Source organism: Methylobacterium sp. PvR107 (genome assembly GCF_017833295.1).
Lineage (GTDB): Bacteria > Pseudomonadota > Alphaproteobacteria > Rhizobiales > Beijerinckiaceae > Methylobacterium.
In genome coordinates this window covers 3,565,706-3,579,218 of sequence record NZ_JAFIBW010000001.1, presented here as the reverse complement: position 1 = coordinate 3,579,218, position 13,513 = coordinate 3,565,706, and the positions used below count along the sequence as shown (strand labels likewise).

Below are 13,513 nucleotides of genomic sequence, written 5' to 3'. Positions count from 1 at the left end.
CTCCGGGGTTGATGTGAGTCTGTCGTCGGTTCGCGCACGAGCGGGTCAGTTGTGGCGGGCCGCCATCCCGTCGATGGAACGCGCGGCGGTCGCCGCGCGCGCCGGCCGGACCTCGGCTCCCCGGGTGGCCGCCTCCGCCTGACGGACCGTCTCGGGGTCGGCCATGCGGACGGCGCCGATCACCTCCAGGGTGATGCGCTCCGCGGCCGAGGCGGCGGTGCCACCGAACAAGGCAGCTCCGAGTTCGGCGAGCAGCAGATACGGCGCGATGGGATGTGCGGCTGATGGGGTCATGGTCTCTCCTTCAATGCGTATATAGTAGACTGGTCGTCTAGAAGGTCGACAGAGACGTGCCGAGTCTCGCGATCGGCTCGCCCCGTCAGGTGGATCGCGGCTCGAGGATGCGCCGCGTTGTCGTCATCGCGGCCTCGAACGGCGCGTCGGTGCGCGCGATCTTCGCCATGAGGCTGGCACCGAGCCACAGGTGGTAGAGCGTCTCGGCCGTCGCGCGCGCGTCGGCCTCGACCTCCAGCGAGCCCTCGGCAAGCCCCGCCGCGATGGCGCCCGTCACACGGTCGATGATCCCGGCCGTGCCGCTCTTGAGTGCCAGCCGCATGGGCTCGGACAGGTCCGAGACTTCCGCCGCGAGCTTCACCGCGAGGCACTTGCGCTGGTAGTCGATGCTGCCCTGCGTCGCCTGCCACTTGCGCCAGTAGTTCATCAGGCGCTCGGCATGGCTGAGGCCGGTCTCGGCGAAGGTCGCGTCGATGTCGGCGAGGTAGGCCTCGAAGTAGTCTGCCAGGAGCGCCTCGCCGAAGGCCTCCTTGGAGCCGAAGTAGTGGTAGAAGGATCCCTTGGGGACCCCGGCCGCAGCCAGGATCTCATTGAGGCCGACGCCGGAAAACCCCTTGGCACCGACGATGCGGTGGGCGGTATCGAGGATGCCGCGTCGGGTGTCGATGTTGCCGCTGACCTGTGCCATGACGCGGAGATAGGCTCGATTAGACCGGTCGTCTAGAGGCGGCGCGCGCTTTTTTCCGATCCGACGGTCCCGCATCTCCTGACGTTTCAGTCCTGGCACCAGCCTGTTGATCGAAGCGCCCGGGTGGCTGGAACGGCACTCCGCAGGCGCGTCTGGAGGCCGGCGCGCACGGCTGGCCAGGTGGGGTGGGGGTACGCGTGGCCGCATTGAGCGCGGGTTCACAGATCGTCCTGTGCTGTCGAACCCCGTTTGAACCTCCATTCAGCAAGCATTCATCCACCCGAAACCCGAACAGGCTCGAATAGGCCTCACAGAAATGTGTGCGATCTCCGAAAATCAAGAGCAAAAAATTTATAACTATTCGTTCCGAAGCCACTTAACGCCGCGTTGCGAGCGCTTACATCTCTGCCGCGGCGATGATGCCGTGGAGGGAAGACTATCATGATGAAGCGTGTCGCTATGGCCGCTCTGGCGGCGGGTGCCCTTCTGGCTGCCGGTCCGGCGGCCGAAGCGAAGGGCTGCATCAAGGGCGCCATCGTCGGCGGCATTGCCGGCCACTATGCGGGGCACGGCGTCCTCGGCGCTGTCGGAGGCTGTGCCGCCGGGCGCGCCCTGGCCAACCGCCAGGCCGAGCGCCAGCAGTCTGCTCCGTCCGTGAACACCAGCGGCGCGGTCCGCCCCGGCCAGGGCGCCGGCGGCTACGTCAGCTACTGACCATCAGGGGCCGGCGTGCCGAGCCCCTAGGTGATCCTGATCCGGCTTTGGTAACCCGCCCCCGCGAGCAGGCCTGGGAGGGCCGTCATCGAGGGAAATCACGTGCTCATGGGACGCCCGCTCCGGGTTGAACCGACGGAAGCCGCCGCGAAGGCAGGTCGCGGCGGCGGCACCATCCAGGTCGGTCGGTAGCCCCAGCGCGGGCACGGCGCCCCTGGGTTCGAGGCGTTCGGTCGCTGCCGGAGCGATGCGCTTCACGTCCCGAAGCAAGAGGTTTCACGGGGCTGCGCCAGGCCTTCAGCGGTGCGATCGACGCCGAAATGGGCTCCGGCATGAGGCTGGATACCGCGGTGCCTGCCGATCTGCATCGCCGCGAACGGCGGCGGTACGACCGAGACCGAGACAGCACACGGAACCAGGAGAGGCCGGACGGGCCTCAGTGCCGGTAGCGTTCGGCGAGGGCCATGAGCGCCTGGGCCAGCTCCGTGAGGTTGGCCGAGGCGGTCTCGACCTGCCGCGTGCCGGCCGCCGTCTGCTGGCTGGCCTGCCGGATGTTCTGGAGCGCCCCCATCACCTGCTCGATGCCGAGCTGCTGCTGGTTCGTCGACGCGATGATCTGCTGGAACACCTGCGCGCCCTCTTCGACCTTCGCGGTGATCTCCTCGATGGTCCGCTGCGTCGTGTCCGAGCGCGTCTTGCCGGCGGTCGCGCGCTTGACCGCCTCCTCGGTGAGCATCACCGACGTGTTGATGCCCCGCTGGATCTCGCCCAGGATCCCGCGGACCTGGCCGGTCGCGGCCTTCGCCTGATCGGCCAGCAGCTTCATCTCCGAGGCCACCACCGCGAAGCTGCGGCCGCTCTCGCCGGCCGCCGCCGCCTCGATCGCGGCGTTGAGCGCCAGCAGATGGGTGCGCTCGGAGATGTCGTTGACCGTCTCGATGATGTCGCCGATCGTCTGGGTCTTCTCCGACAGGCTGACGATGTTGCCGGCCACCGCCTCGGCCTGCTCGCGGATCGCGTCCATGGCCTTGGCGGTGTCCGAGACGGCGCGCAGCCCCTGCCGGGAGGTCTGGGCGGTGGCCTGGGCGGTGGCGACCACCTCGGTGGCGCGCTTGCTGATCTGCGCGCCCGAATGGGTGATCTCGTCGACCGTGGCGGCGGTCTCCTGCACGGCGGCGAATTGCTGCTCCACGGAGGCCGCCTGCTCCTGCGCCGAGGCGCGGATCTCGGCTGCGGCCGCGTTCAGGTCGGCGGTGGCGGCCCGGTTGGTGCGCGCCAGGTCCGACAGCCCCGCCACCATCGCATTCAGCGTCGCGCCGAGGCGGCCGACCTCGCCAGCCACGCCTGCCTCCAGCCGCCCTGACAGGTCGCCCTCGCCGACCTGCGCGACGAAGGCCATGACGCGCACGAGGGGACGGACGATCAGGCGGTTGATGGCGACCCAGATGCCCGCGCAGATCAGGAGCGTGAGCAAGGTCCCGCCCCACAAGGCGACGCTTTCGTCGCGCTGTGCCTGCGCGACACGTCCGACCAGCGCGGTGCGAACCGCATCCTCAAGGGTCTCGATGGCTGCGAGCTTCGCGCGCACCGTGTCGAAGAACTGCTTGCCTCTGCCGTCCGCCTCGATGCGGACCGCTTCGGCCCGGGTCGACGGGTCGGCCGCATTCCGGACGGCAGCCTCGCCGATGTCGGCCTGCCAGCTCCCCGCGGCTGCGATAGCGTCGGCCAGGAGACGCGTGCGCTCGGCATCGTTGCCGATCATGACCTTGAGCCGGCTGATGGCCTCATCGAGGGCCAGGCGTCCAGACCTGTACGGCTCCAGGCTGCCCTCTCGCCCGGTGAGCAGGTAGCCGCGCAGCCCGGTCTCCTGATTGAGCATGGCGGTCCGGAAGTTATCGAGGCCGCGGATCAGCTGGCTGGAGCGGTTTCGGGCGTCGGTTGCGTCCTGCAGCTGGTTGCCGGTGATCAGGACCGCCCCGCTGCTGAGGACCGACACCAGGGCGATGACACCGATGGCGCTGCCCAGCGTGCGGTTCAGGCCAAACGTGCTCGGCATGCTCAGATCCCTTGCTCAGTCCTGCGAACAGATACGAGCGGCCAAGCTGCCCATCACCTGCAGGAATGGCCGATACCAGCGACCGGCCACCGGAGGAACCCGCTTCCCCCTGCGCCGCGAAGGCGTTCGTGCGGCAGATGCACCCCACGGCCGTTCGCGGATCCCGTGAGGCCGGCGCGCCGCGAGCGTTTCGACCGGAAATCCAGGCTCGCGGCGACGGCGCGCCGTGACGGCCGAGCGCTCGACCGCGAAGTCCCGCAGGATCGGCACCGGCGCGCCGCGCGCGACGTCGGACGCGACCACGTAGGTCGGAGCGATGCCGATGCCTCTGCGGCCGCGCTGACCGAGAGGCTGCCGCAGCGTCGCCTGGGCACGGCCGAGGAGGCCGGCGCGGCGCTCGTCTTCCGTATGAGCCACGGCTTCATGAACGGCGAGACCCTGCACGTTGACGGCGGCGCCCGTCTCGTCTGACGAACGAGCCCGGCGGATCCGAGCGCCCGACGCCCTGATGGAGATGACCCGATGCCCGAGACCAGCGACACCGTCCGGCCGGAGGCGGAGCCGGATTACGACCGGCTGCTGCGCGCCAACCTGGAGCGCGTCTTCAACGAGCGCGACGCCGGCAAGCGGGCGGCGGCGCTGGCGGAGCTCTTCGTGGAGGAGCCGGTCATGTACGAGCCCGCCGACATCGTGCGCGGCCAGGCCGCCATCGCGGCGGTGGCCGGCAGGCTGCTGGATCAGTTCGGGCCGACATTCCGGTTCACGCCCGTCGGCCCGGCCGTCGGGCACCACGGGCTGGGTTCGCTGCAGTGGCAGGCCGGTCCGGACGGCGGACCGGTCGCGGTCACCGGAGCGGATGTGGCTGAGATCGTCGGCGGCCGGATCGCGCGCCTCTGGGTGCTGCTCAACCCGCCCGGCCCGTGACGGGACCGCGGCGGCTCAGGCGATCACGAGGTTGAGGGTCCGCGACGCGGGGGTGACCGCGACGCGCCGGCCCCAGTCGAAGGCAACGAAGTCCTGCTCGATCCCGTCCGCGAACACCACGCCGCCCTCGTTCATGCGGGACGTCACGGTGAGCGGCGCGCCGGCGAACCGGCCCGCGCGCATCGCCGTGCCGGTGGCGACGCTCGGGAACGGCTCGCGCACCCAGTAGCCGAAGGCCGCCTCCTCGATGCCCACCTCCAGGGTGAGATGCGTCGCCTCGCTGATCGACCGCGCCCACCCGGTCAGGCCGGTGCCCGACGCCACGATCAGCCCGCTCGACGACTGGTCCTCCGCCCGCGCACCGTCGTCGATCCGGTAGCGCGCGGATTGATGGCTGCGGTGTCCGACGAAGATCTCGTTCAGGGCGAGCAGCCGCGCGCCGCCGTCGAACAGGGCCTGCACCATGGTGCGCCGCTGGAGCGGCACCTTGCCGGCGGCGCTGGCGGGCAGGAGGGCGCGCAGGCTGCCCACCCGGGCCCGGGCGAGGACGCCGTCGTTGAGGTCGGGCGCCGGGTTGACGCCGACGACCGGCTGGCCGTCCAGGTACTTGGCGACGTTGGCCACGAGCCCGTCCTGCCCCACCGCCACCACGAGGTCCTCGGGGGCGAACAGGAAGCGGTCGAGATCGGGGCGCCGCACCAGCGCCTGACGCCAGTCCAGGGGTACGCTCCCCCGGGCCTCGGCCAGGACCGCGTGGAACTGCGCGTGGCGGGCCTCGACCTCGGCGATCGACTGCCCGCGGCTCTCCAGGAAGAACCGGACCTGGCCGCTCGTCGCGTGCCGGGCGAGCAGCAGCTCGTAATCGGTGTCGCGGATCACGAAGACCACGCGGGGCGTCGCGGCCGGCATGGCGCCTCTCCTCAGCGCGCCGCAGCCGGCACGGGAAGCGCGCTGCGGACCTCGCCCAGGAACGCCGCGAGCAGGTCGGGCGTGACGTTGACGTGCTCGATCGTCTCCAGCTTGCCGGCGAGTTCCCGGGCGGCCAGCCCGAGCAGCACGGCCGGCGGCATGTCCCGGTAGACCGCCGCGCGGCGCTGCTCGGCCTCGGCTCGGGCACCCTCGACCAGCCGGATCCGTTCCGCCTCCGCGGCCGCCTCCAGGCCGCGCGCCTCCGCGAGGCCGGCGGCGCGGTCGCGGGCATTCTCCGCCTCCTGGGCGATCAGGACCGTCTCGCGCCGGGCCAGCTCGGTCTTGGTCGCGAGCTCGTTCTCCGCGATGGCGCGCTCCTTCTCCACCGCCAGGGCCCGCCGGGCGAAGGTCGCCGCATCGGCCTTCTGCTGCAGGGCCTCGAAGGTCGGCGTCTGCAGGGCCCGCTCCAGCTCGCTGGTCGGCGCCAGATTGGTCAGCCGCACCGACACGGCCGCGAGGCCGATCTCGGCCAGCGCCGGGGCGGCGGCCAGAACCGCCTCGAGGGCCGCGCGCAACGGCTCCGGCCCTGCGTCGAGGAGCGCGCCGATCGGGCTTGCCCCGAGATAGTGCAGCGCCGCCTGACCGGCGATGCCGCCGAGGCGCACCTCGATCCGCTCCAGCGGCTCGCCCTGCAGGCGCCCGCTCGCGAGGTTGATCGAGAAGTCGACCCGGCTCGCCAGCAGCTCGGGATCGACCACGCGCCAGCCGATCGTGCCCTGCACCACGACGGTCTGGAAATCGCGGCTGCGACCCCGGACGAACAGGGTCATCTCGCGGTCGTCCACCGGCACCTCGCTGATGCTCGCGGTCTCCGGCCGGAACCAGAACACCAGCCCCCGCCCGCTCTGGCGGACGCGCCCGTTCTGGAAGCGGATGATGTGGCTGCTCGCCTCGCTCCGGAGCTGGGCGATCACACCGATGTTGCGGATCGTGGCCATGGGGGTCTCCTCAAGACTGACGTGACCTGTCGAAGCGGAAGAGTTCGGCCGGGCGGAACGCCGTCCCGGTCTCGCGAGCGCCGGTCGGCGCGATCCAGCCCCGGTCGCGCATGCGGCGGCGGAAGGCGGAGGTGTTGAGGGCTGCGCCGAGCACCGCCTCGTGGACGTCCTGAAGCTGCCGCAGCGTGAACTGCTCGGGCAGCAGCGCGAAGGCGACGTCCGTGTAGTCGAGCTTGCCGCGCAGCCGCTTCACGGCGAGCGCCAGGATATCGGCATGGTCGAAGGCGAGGGCGAGCGGTGCGCCCTCCTCCGACACCGCCGAGACGGAGCCGCCGGCCTCACCCGCCCAGGGCACCACGAGCGCGGCCGCCGTCAGGCCGCCGCCGGCCAGGGCCTCGGCGAAGGCCGCTGCGGGCAGAAGCGCCAGGTAGGCGACCGAGACGATGCGCATGCGCGGATCGCGATCGACGGCGCCGAACGTGTAGAGCTGCTCCAGCCGCGCCCGGGCAATCCCGGCCTTGTCGCGCAGGACGCGCTCCGCCGCGTCGTCGAGGGTCTCGGCGATCCCCACAAAGCCGCCGGGCAGCGCCCAGAGCCCGGCCTGCGGGTGTTGGGTCCGCCGCATCAGGAGCGCCGCCGGGCGGCCGTGCCGGATGCCCGTCAGCACCAGGTCCACCGCCAAGGCGGGCCGTTCGTAGGCTGCGGGATCGTAGCCGGCCAGGAACTCGGATTCGGTCATCGCGAGGCCTTTCTGCTCAACTTGAGTATAACTAAGACGCAACCTGCGCATAAGTCAAGGCGCGTCGGCGACGTCCACGGATGCGAACGCAGGTCGACGGGTTGCGACGCCGCCGAGTGCCGGTCGCCGCGCAGCACGCATGCCGTCGTTCCGGGGCGCCGCAGGGGAGCCCGGAACCCGGAACCGTCCACCGTGACAGGCCGGGCGCGCGTTTCGGATCTGGATTGCGTGCCCTGCTCCGCGGTCCCGGAATGACGGGGTTGTCCCTCCGAGCCTGAGCCAGGTCTCGTTGGCCGAAATTCGTGGCCGTGGCGTATCCGTCAGGAAGCGCCACAGGGCGCACGGGACCGCACTGTCTCCGCACCGATCCGCCGCGGCCCGTCCGGCGCGTCCGGTTCCGGCCCGGAAAAGGGCGAAGCTTCCCGTGGCGGCGCAGCGGCGGGCGCGGGAGCTTCAGCACCGAGCCGGCCCAGATCCGCCGGCGCTGGAGGTTCTCCGATGCCGTTCTCCGCTCCACGATCCGCACTCGGGCAGCCGCGCGCTGCCGCGCTGTCGCCGCTCTTCCTCGGGCTGCTGGCGCTCCTCGTCATGCTCGCATCGGCGCACGCGATGCCGGGGCCGGCACGCGGCGGCCTGATGCTGCGCGGGCCCGCCGGCACCGCGCCGGTCGAGGCCATTCAACTGGCGACCGATATCGGCGTCGACGTCAGCGGCCCGACCGCCCGCGCCACCGTCACCCAGGCCTTCCGCAACACCACGGCCGACTGGGTCGAGGGCACCTACCTGTTTCCCCTGCCGGAGGACGCGGCCGTCGACGGGATGAAGCTCGTCGTGGGCGCCCGCGTGATCGTCGCCGATATCCGCGAGCGGGCCGCGGCCAAGCGCGCCTACGAGGCCGCCAAGGCGGCTGGGCAGTCGGCGGCGCTCACCGAGCAGGAGCGGCCCAACGTCTTCACCGACACGGTCGCCAATATCGGTCCCGGCGAGACGGTTCTGGTCCAGATCACCTATCAGCAGACGGTTCCCGTCTCCGGCGGGACGCGGACGCTGCGCCTGCCCCTGGTGGTGGCGCCGCGCTACAATCCGGCGCCGTCGGCTCTGGGCACGGTCGCGCTCGACGGCGCCGCGCACGATCCCGTGCCGGACCGCGCGCGGATCAGCCCGCCCGTGCGTGACCCGGTGACGACGCCGCCGCTCAACCCGGTCGCCGTCACGGTGCGGCTCCAGGCGGGCTTCGCCATCGGCGCCGTCCACAGCGCGACCCACGCGATCCGCGTGACCGAGGCCGGCCCGGAGGCCCGCACCATCACCCTGGCCGACGGCGTGGTGCCGGCCGACCGCGACCTCGAACTGACTTGGGAGCCCGTCCCCAGCCGGATGCCGGGCCTCGGCCTGTTCCGCGAGACGGTCGCCGGCCGGACCTACCTGCTCGCCACTCTGACCCCGCCGACGGTCGAGGCCGAGTCGGCCGCCCGGCCCGCCCGCGACGTCACCTTCGTCATCGACAATTCCGGCTCGATGTCCGGCGCCTCGATGCGGCAGGCCAAGGCCGGGCTGATCGCGGGCCTCGCCCGCCTGACGCCGCGGGACCGGTTCAACGTCATCCGCTTCGACGACACCTGGGACGCACTGCATCCCGAGTCCGTCCCGGCGACCCCGGAGGCCCTGGCGGGCGCCGAGCGCTTCGTCACCGCCCTGGAGGCGCGCGGCGGCACCGAGATGCTGGCGCCCCTGAAGGCGGCCCTAGCCGATCCCCACCCGGAGGACGGGCGCGTGCGGCAGGTCGTGTTCCTCACCGACGGTGCGGTCGGCGACGAGGACCGGATCTTCGCGGCGATCCACGCCAATCTCGGGCGCTCGCGCCTGTTCATGGTCGGCATCGGCTCGGCGCCCAACGGCCACCTGATGCGCCACGCCGCCGAGATCGGCCGCGGCAGCTTCACGGAGATCCGCGACCTCGCCCAGGTCGACGCGCGCACCCGCGCCCTCTACGCCAAGCTCGAATCCCCCGCCGTGACCGACCTCACCGCGACCTTCTCGGTCCCCGGCGCCGAGGTGACGCCGGGCGCGCTTCCGGACCTCTATCGCGGCGAGCCGCTGGTCTTCGCCGCCCGGCTCCCCGAGATCGGCGGGACCGTCACCGTCTCGGGCCGTGTCGGCGGCCGGCCCTGGAGCCGCACGCTGCCCCTCGCCGGGGCGGCCCCGGGGGCCGGCATCTCGAAGGTCTGGGCGCGCTCCCGGATCGGCGAGACCGAGACGGCGCGCATCACCGGACGCCTCGGCACCGACGCGGCCGATGCCGCGATCCTCGCCCTCGCCCTGGAGCACGGGCTGACGACGCGCCTGACCAGCCTCGTGGCCGTCGACGCCACACCGCGCCGCGCCGCGGGCACGCCGCTCGTGGCCGCCGATCTGCCGCTGAACCTGCCGGCGGGCTGGGACTTCGCCAAGGTCTTCGGACCGGATCAGCCGGGCGCCGCACCGGACCCGACCCGCGGGACCGGGCCGCGCATCGTGCCGATCAACGCCGCCGGGGACGGCATCGCCCTCCCCCAGACCGGGGCCGGGATCCTGGCGCAGCTCGGCCTCGGGCTGCTCCTCGCCCTCCTGGGCGTGGTGCTGAGCGCCGGCCTGCGACGGTCCGGCGGCCGGCGGATCGGGGACGCCCGATGAGCGGCCGTCCCGGAACCGGATTGGGGAGGGCCCTTGCGGCCCTCCTCACCCTGGCGGGCCTGGGCCTCGCCGCGCAGGCCGCCTGGATCCCCGCCAAGGCCGCCCTGGCGCAGGCGCTGCTGGAACGCGCCTTCGCCCGCTCTCTGGCTGAGGGGCGCCCGATGAAGCCCTGGCCCTGGGCCGATACGGAGCCGGTCGCCCGGCTCGATCTGGCCGGCCGCAGCTTCGTGGTGCTGCGCGGCGGCAGCGGGCAGGCCCTGGCCTTCGGTCCCGGGCAGCTCGACGGCACGCCGGAGGCGGGCGGGCCCGGCACCGCGGTCTTCGCCGCGCACCGCGACACGCAGTTCGGGGTGCTGGGTGGTCTCGCGCCGGGCGACCCCGTCACAGTCACGCGCCGCGACGGCCGGGCCGTCCGTTTCCGCGTCACCGGTTCGCGGGTCGCCGCCTGGGACGCCTCGGGGCTCGACCCGCAGGCGCCCGGCCGGCATCTCGCCCTGGTCACCTGCTGGCCGCTCGCGGCTCTGCGCGCCGGACCGTTGCGGCTGATCGTCGAGGCGGAGGCGGAAACGCCCTGACTGGCCACAGGGATCGACACGGCGACGCTTGCGCAAATGTGCGGTTCCGTGCGGATCTGTGCGGATCGAGCCCCTGCGAGCCTGCCCGTGAGCGAGATCGAGCTGTCGGAGGCGCAGAGCCGCGCCATTGCCCAGACCGTGCGGGAGGCGCTGGCCCGCCGCCGCATCTCGCGGCAGACCCTGGCCGAGGAGGCCCGGATCAGCCTCTCGACCCTGGAGAAGGCGCTGGCCGGCCGCCGCCCCTTCACCCTGGCGACCACGATCCGGCTTGAGGAGGCCCTGGGCCAGTCCCTGCGCCAGGAGACGGGGCCGCCGGCACCGGAAACGGCGCGCCACGCGCCCGACGCCCTGGGATCCTACTCGCGGGAGAGCGTGGCCTGGATCGAGGGGCGCTACCTCACCCTGCGGCCCTCCTTCGGCGATGCGGGCGCGATCTTCGCCTACCGGACCGAGATCGCCTGGGATTCCGACAGCGCCCGCCTGGTGTTCCGCGAGGCCGAGCGGATCGACGCACCGTTCGCGCAATCCGGCAGCGTCGCCGTGCCGAGCCAGTCGGGCATGATCTATCTCGTGACCAACTGGCACGGGCAGCACCGGCTCGCGGTGCTGTGCCGCCCGAACATCCAGGGCGAGATGTACGGGATTCTGACGACGCTGGCCGCAGGCCGCGGCACCCAGCTCACACCGGCCTGCGCGCCGCTGGCGCTGCTGCCCGAGCCGGCGGGCGCGGAGTTCGGCTACGGGCGCATCGGGCCGGAGGCGCCGGGCCACGCCCAGTACCGGGACTACCTCCGCCGGGTTCACGAGGACGGCTACGCGACGTTCTTCCCGGGCGCGCTCTAGGATCGCGGCGGAGCCTTCTCGCCCGCACGGGCTTCGGGTGGCGCGCTTGCGGCGATCGATCTTCAGGCGGAAGTTCGACAAACGGTACGCCGGGCCGTCGTTCCGGCGTGCCGCAGACGAGCCCGGAATGACAGGGGTTCAACGGGCCTCCCCGCCGACCGGGCGCTACAGCCAGCGCTCGTCGATGTCGGTGGCGTTGCGCGCGGCCAGCGGCTGCGTGTCGTCGCCCTCGGCGAAGACCACGATGTCGTCGGGACCGACGTCGCGGGTCGCGTAGAAGTCCCAGCGGCGGTGGATCACCCGCGGACCGCCGAAGATCCGGAACGCGTTCCAGAAGCGGTCATCCCGGAAGCCGACATAGTGGACGCAGCGTGTCGTCACCGGGTCACGCCCCGGATCGCCGGGCGGCCAACCGCGCCAGCCGAGGCCGCACGGTCAGGGACAGCCGGTAGGCGGCCTCGGCGACCGGCAGCACGGGCCGGACTCCCAGCACGCGCCAATCGATCAGCCGTCCGAGCCAGCGCCAGGCCGGCAGGGTCCGCCAGAGGCACGCGAAGGCCGCGGCGCCGGAGACCAGCTGGCCATCCGCGGTGCGCACGTGGAAGCGCCGCAGGGCGGCGTCGCGCGGGAGATCCGGCCCGAGCGCCTGTGCCCCGCGGCCGACATCCACGAAGGCGAGCCGCTCCGCGCCCGCGCAACGGCGGTACTGGTCGATCTCGACCCGACAGAGCGGGCAGCCGCCGTCGTAGTAGACGCTGAGGGTCTGTCCGGGCGCGTCGTCGCTCATGGCCGGTCTCGAACTCCCTTCCCCATCTCCGGCCGGCGGCAGCCACCCCGTCATCCCGGAGCCGCGCAGCGGCGCCCGGACCCGAAGGGGGCACGCCGCAGGCGGGCCATCCAGACCCGCCGAGGCGACACGATTTGGCACCCGCGGCTCTGGGTTCCGGGCTCGCCTGCGGCACCCCGGAACGACGGGGCCGCAGCGGCGCCCGCGTCAGGCCGCGTCCGAGCGCCGCGGCAGCCGCCAGCCCGGCCGGACGAAGTGGCAGGTGTAGCCGTTCGGGATCCGCTCCAGGTAATCCTGGTGCTCGGGCTCCGCCTCCCAGAAATCGCCGGCCGGCGCGACCTCGGTCACGACCCGGCCGGGCCAGAGGCCCGATGCGTCGACATCCGCGATCGTGTCCTCGGCGACCTGCTTCTGCTCGGGCGTCACGTAGAAGATCGCGGAGCGGTAGCTCAGGCCGCGGTCGTTGCCCTGGCGGTTCGGCGTGGTCGGGTCGTGGATCTGGAAGAAGAATTCCAGCAGCTGGCGGAAGCTGATCGTCGCGGGGTCGAACGTGATCTCGATCCCCTCCGCATGCGTGCCGTGGTTGCGGTAGGTCGCGTGCGGAACGTCCCCGCCCGTGTAGCCGACCCGGGTCGAGACCACGCCCGGCAGCTTGCGGATCAGATCCTGCATGCCCCAGAAGCAGCCGCCGGCGAGAACTGCGCGTTCGATGCTCATGATACCGTCTCCACCTGAGGCAGGTAGGCGCCGTAGCCCTGCGCTTCCATGTCGTCCCGGTGCACGAAGCGGAGCGCCGCCGAGTTGATGCAGTAGCGCAGGCCGCCGCGGTCGCGCGGGCCGTCGTTGAACACGTGGCCGAGATGGCTGTCCCCGTGCGTGGACCGGACCTCGATGCGGACCATGCCGTGCGACGCGTCCCGGAGTTCGGTCACGTGCGCGGGGTCGATCGGCCGGGTGAAGCTCGGCCAACCGCAGCCGGATTCGTACTTGGCGGCGCTGGCGAACAGCGGCTCGCCGGAGACGATGTCGACGTAGATGCCCGGCTCCTTGTTGGCCAGGAGCGGGCCCGTGCCGGGCCGTTCGGTGCCGTTCTGCTGGGTGACCCGGTACTGCTCCGGCGTCAGCGCCGCGATGGCCTCGGGCGATTTGCGATAGGTTGTCATGGCGGACGTCCTTTGTTGCCGCCAAGATGGTGAGCGCGCCCGGGGTTGTCGAGCGCGCGACCGCGCCGCAGCCCGGCTCGGCCCCGAGGATGTTACCGCCTCACGGATCCCGGCGCCGCACGCTCAGGCGCGGTTCTCGGCGAGGATCGC

The 13,513-nt window shown here is 72.3% G+C and carries 16 protein-coding genes; 6 read left to right on the top strand and 10 right to left on the bottom strand.

From position 1 onward, the window contains the following. Positions 1-45: 45 nt before the first annotated feature. Together JOE48_RS16925 and JOE48_RS16920 are read right to left on the bottom strand one after the other, a co-directional pair. On the bottom strand, positions 46-294 hold the full coding sequence (locus JOE48_RS16925; protein ID WP_210031555.1) for a hypothetical protein: 249 nt from the start codon (positions 292-294) through the stop codon (positions 46-48). Positions 295-379: 85 nt separating this feature from the next. Beyond that, positions 380-982: a TetR/AcrR family transcriptional regulator gene (locus JOE48_RS16920; protein WP_210031553.1), complete on the bottom strand. Its 603-nt coding sequence runs from the start codon at positions 980-982 to the stop codon at positions 380-382. A gap of 441 nt (positions 983-1,423) precedes the next feature. Between JOE48_RS16920 and JOE48_RS16915 the strand changes: the two genes are divergently transcribed. After that, a complete protein-coding gene (locus JOE48_RS16915; protein ID WP_312893257.1) occupies positions 1,424-1,696 on the top strand; it encodes a hypothetical protein in 273 nt (90 codons plus the stop codon). Between the two features lie 436 nt (positions 1,697-2,132). On the opposite strand, the gene JOE48_RS16910 is transcribed toward JOE48_RS16915, so the two are convergent. Beyond that, entirely contained in the window at positions 2,133-3,752 is a 1,620-nt protein-coding gene (locus JOE48_RS16910) for a methyl-accepting chemotaxis protein (RefSeq protein WP_210031551.1), read from the bottom strand. Positions 3,753-3,917: 165 nt separating this feature from the next. Between JOE48_RS16910 and JOE48_RS30380 the strand changes: the two genes are divergently transcribed. Both JOE48_RS30380 and JOE48_RS16900 read left to right on the top strand, forming a co-directional pair. Continuing rightward, positions 3,918-4,223, top strand: coding sequence for a hypothetical protein (locus JOE48_RS30380; protein ID WP_245252860.1), 306 nt, complete (start codon positions 3,918-3,920; stop codon positions 4,221-4,223). A gap of 51 nt (positions 4,224-4,274) precedes the next feature. Beyond that, positions 4,275-4,676 carry a nuclear transport factor 2 family protein gene (locus JOE48_RS16900; RefSeq protein WP_210031549.1) on the top strand — a complete coding sequence of 134 codons (402 nt, stop codon included), beginning with the start codon at positions 4,275-4,277 and terminating at the stop codon, positions 4,674-4,676. A 15-nt stretch (positions 4,677-4,691) separates the two neighbouring features. Here the strand turns inward: JOE48_RS16900 and JOE48_RS16895 are convergent, their stop codons facing one another. The 3 genes from JOE48_RS16895 to JOE48_RS16885 are packed head-to-tail and all read right to left on the bottom strand — an operon-like array spanning position 4,692 to position 7,322. After that, a complete protein-coding gene (locus tag JOE48_RS16895) occupies positions 4,692-5,585 on the bottom strand; it encodes a hypothetical protein (protein ID WP_210031547.1) in 894 nt (297 codons plus the stop codon). An 11-nt stretch (positions 5,586-5,596) separates the two neighbouring features. Continuing rightward, positions 5,597-6,583, bottom strand: a complete 987-nt coding sequence (locus JOE48_RS16890) for an SPFH domain-containing protein (RefSeq protein WP_210031545.1) — start codon at positions 6,581-6,583, stop codon at positions 5,597-5,599. A 10-nt stretch (positions 6,584-6,593) separates the two neighbouring features. Continuing rightward, the gene (locus JOE48_RS16885; protein ID WP_210031543.1) at positions 6,594-7,322 is read right to left on the bottom strand and encodes an NUDIX domain-containing protein; all 729 of its coding nucleotides are present in this window, start codon (positions 7,320-7,322) and stop codon (positions 6,594-6,596) included. Positions 7,323-7,820: 498 nt separating this feature from the next. Between JOE48_RS16885 and JOE48_RS16880 the strand changes: the two genes are divergently transcribed. The 3 genes from JOE48_RS16880 to JOE48_RS16870 are packed head-to-tail and all read left to right on the top strand — an operon-like array spanning position 7,821 to position 11,413. Continuing rightward, the gene (locus JOE48_RS16880; RefSeq protein ID WP_210031541.1) at positions 7,821-9,995 is read left to right on the top strand and encodes a marine proteobacterial sortase target protein; all 2,175 of its coding nucleotides are present in this window, start codon (positions 7,821-7,823) and stop codon (positions 9,993-9,995) included. Next, complete coding sequence (locus JOE48_RS16875; RefSeq protein ID WP_210031540.1) at positions 9,992-10,570, top strand: class GN sortase; 579 nt, start codon at positions 9,992-9,994, stop codon at positions 10,568-10,570. The genes JOE48_RS16880 and JOE48_RS16875 overlap by 4 nt, the downstream gene beginning before the upstream one ends. A gap of 36 nt (positions 10,571-10,606) precedes the next feature. After that, positions 10,607-11,413, top strand: coding sequence for a helix-turn-helix domain-containing protein (locus JOE48_RS16870; protein ID WP_245252859.1), 807 nt, complete (start codon positions 10,607-10,609; stop codon positions 11,411-11,413). 165 nt (positions 11,414-11,578) lie between these two features. Here JOE48_RS16870 and JOE48_RS16865 read toward each other — a convergent pair whose 3' ends face one another. The 4 genes from JOE48_RS16865 to msrB all read right to left on the bottom strand — a co-directional run bounded on the left by JOE48_RS16865 (position 11,579) and on the right by msrB (position 13,363). Next, on the bottom strand, positions 11,579-11,794 hold the full coding sequence (locus tag JOE48_RS16865; RefSeq protein WP_210031538.1) for a hypothetical protein: 216 nt from the start codon (positions 11,792-11,794) through the stop codon (positions 11,579-11,581). 4 nt (positions 11,795-11,798) lie between these two features. Next, positions 11,799-12,200 carry a thiol-disulfide oxidoreductase DCC family protein gene (locus tag JOE48_RS16860; protein ID WP_210031537.1) on the bottom strand — a complete coding sequence of 134 codons (402 nt, stop codon included), beginning with the start codon at positions 12,198-12,200 and terminating at the stop codon, positions 11,799-11,801. Positions 12,201-12,407: 207 nt separating this feature from the next. Next, positions 12,408-12,917: a peptide-methionine (S)-S-oxide reductase MsrA gene (msrA, locus tag JOE48_RS16855; RefSeq protein WP_210031536.1), complete on the bottom strand. Its 510-nt coding sequence runs from the start codon at positions 12,915-12,917 to the stop codon at positions 12,408-12,410. After that, entirely contained in the window at positions 12,914-13,363 is a 450-nt protein-coding gene (msrB, locus tag JOE48_RS16850; RefSeq protein WP_210031534.1) for a peptide-methionine (R)-S-oxide reductase MsrB, read from the bottom strand. Before msrB ends, msrA begins: the two co-directional genes overlap by 4 nt. Positions 13,364-13,513 lie beyond the last annotated feature (150 nt).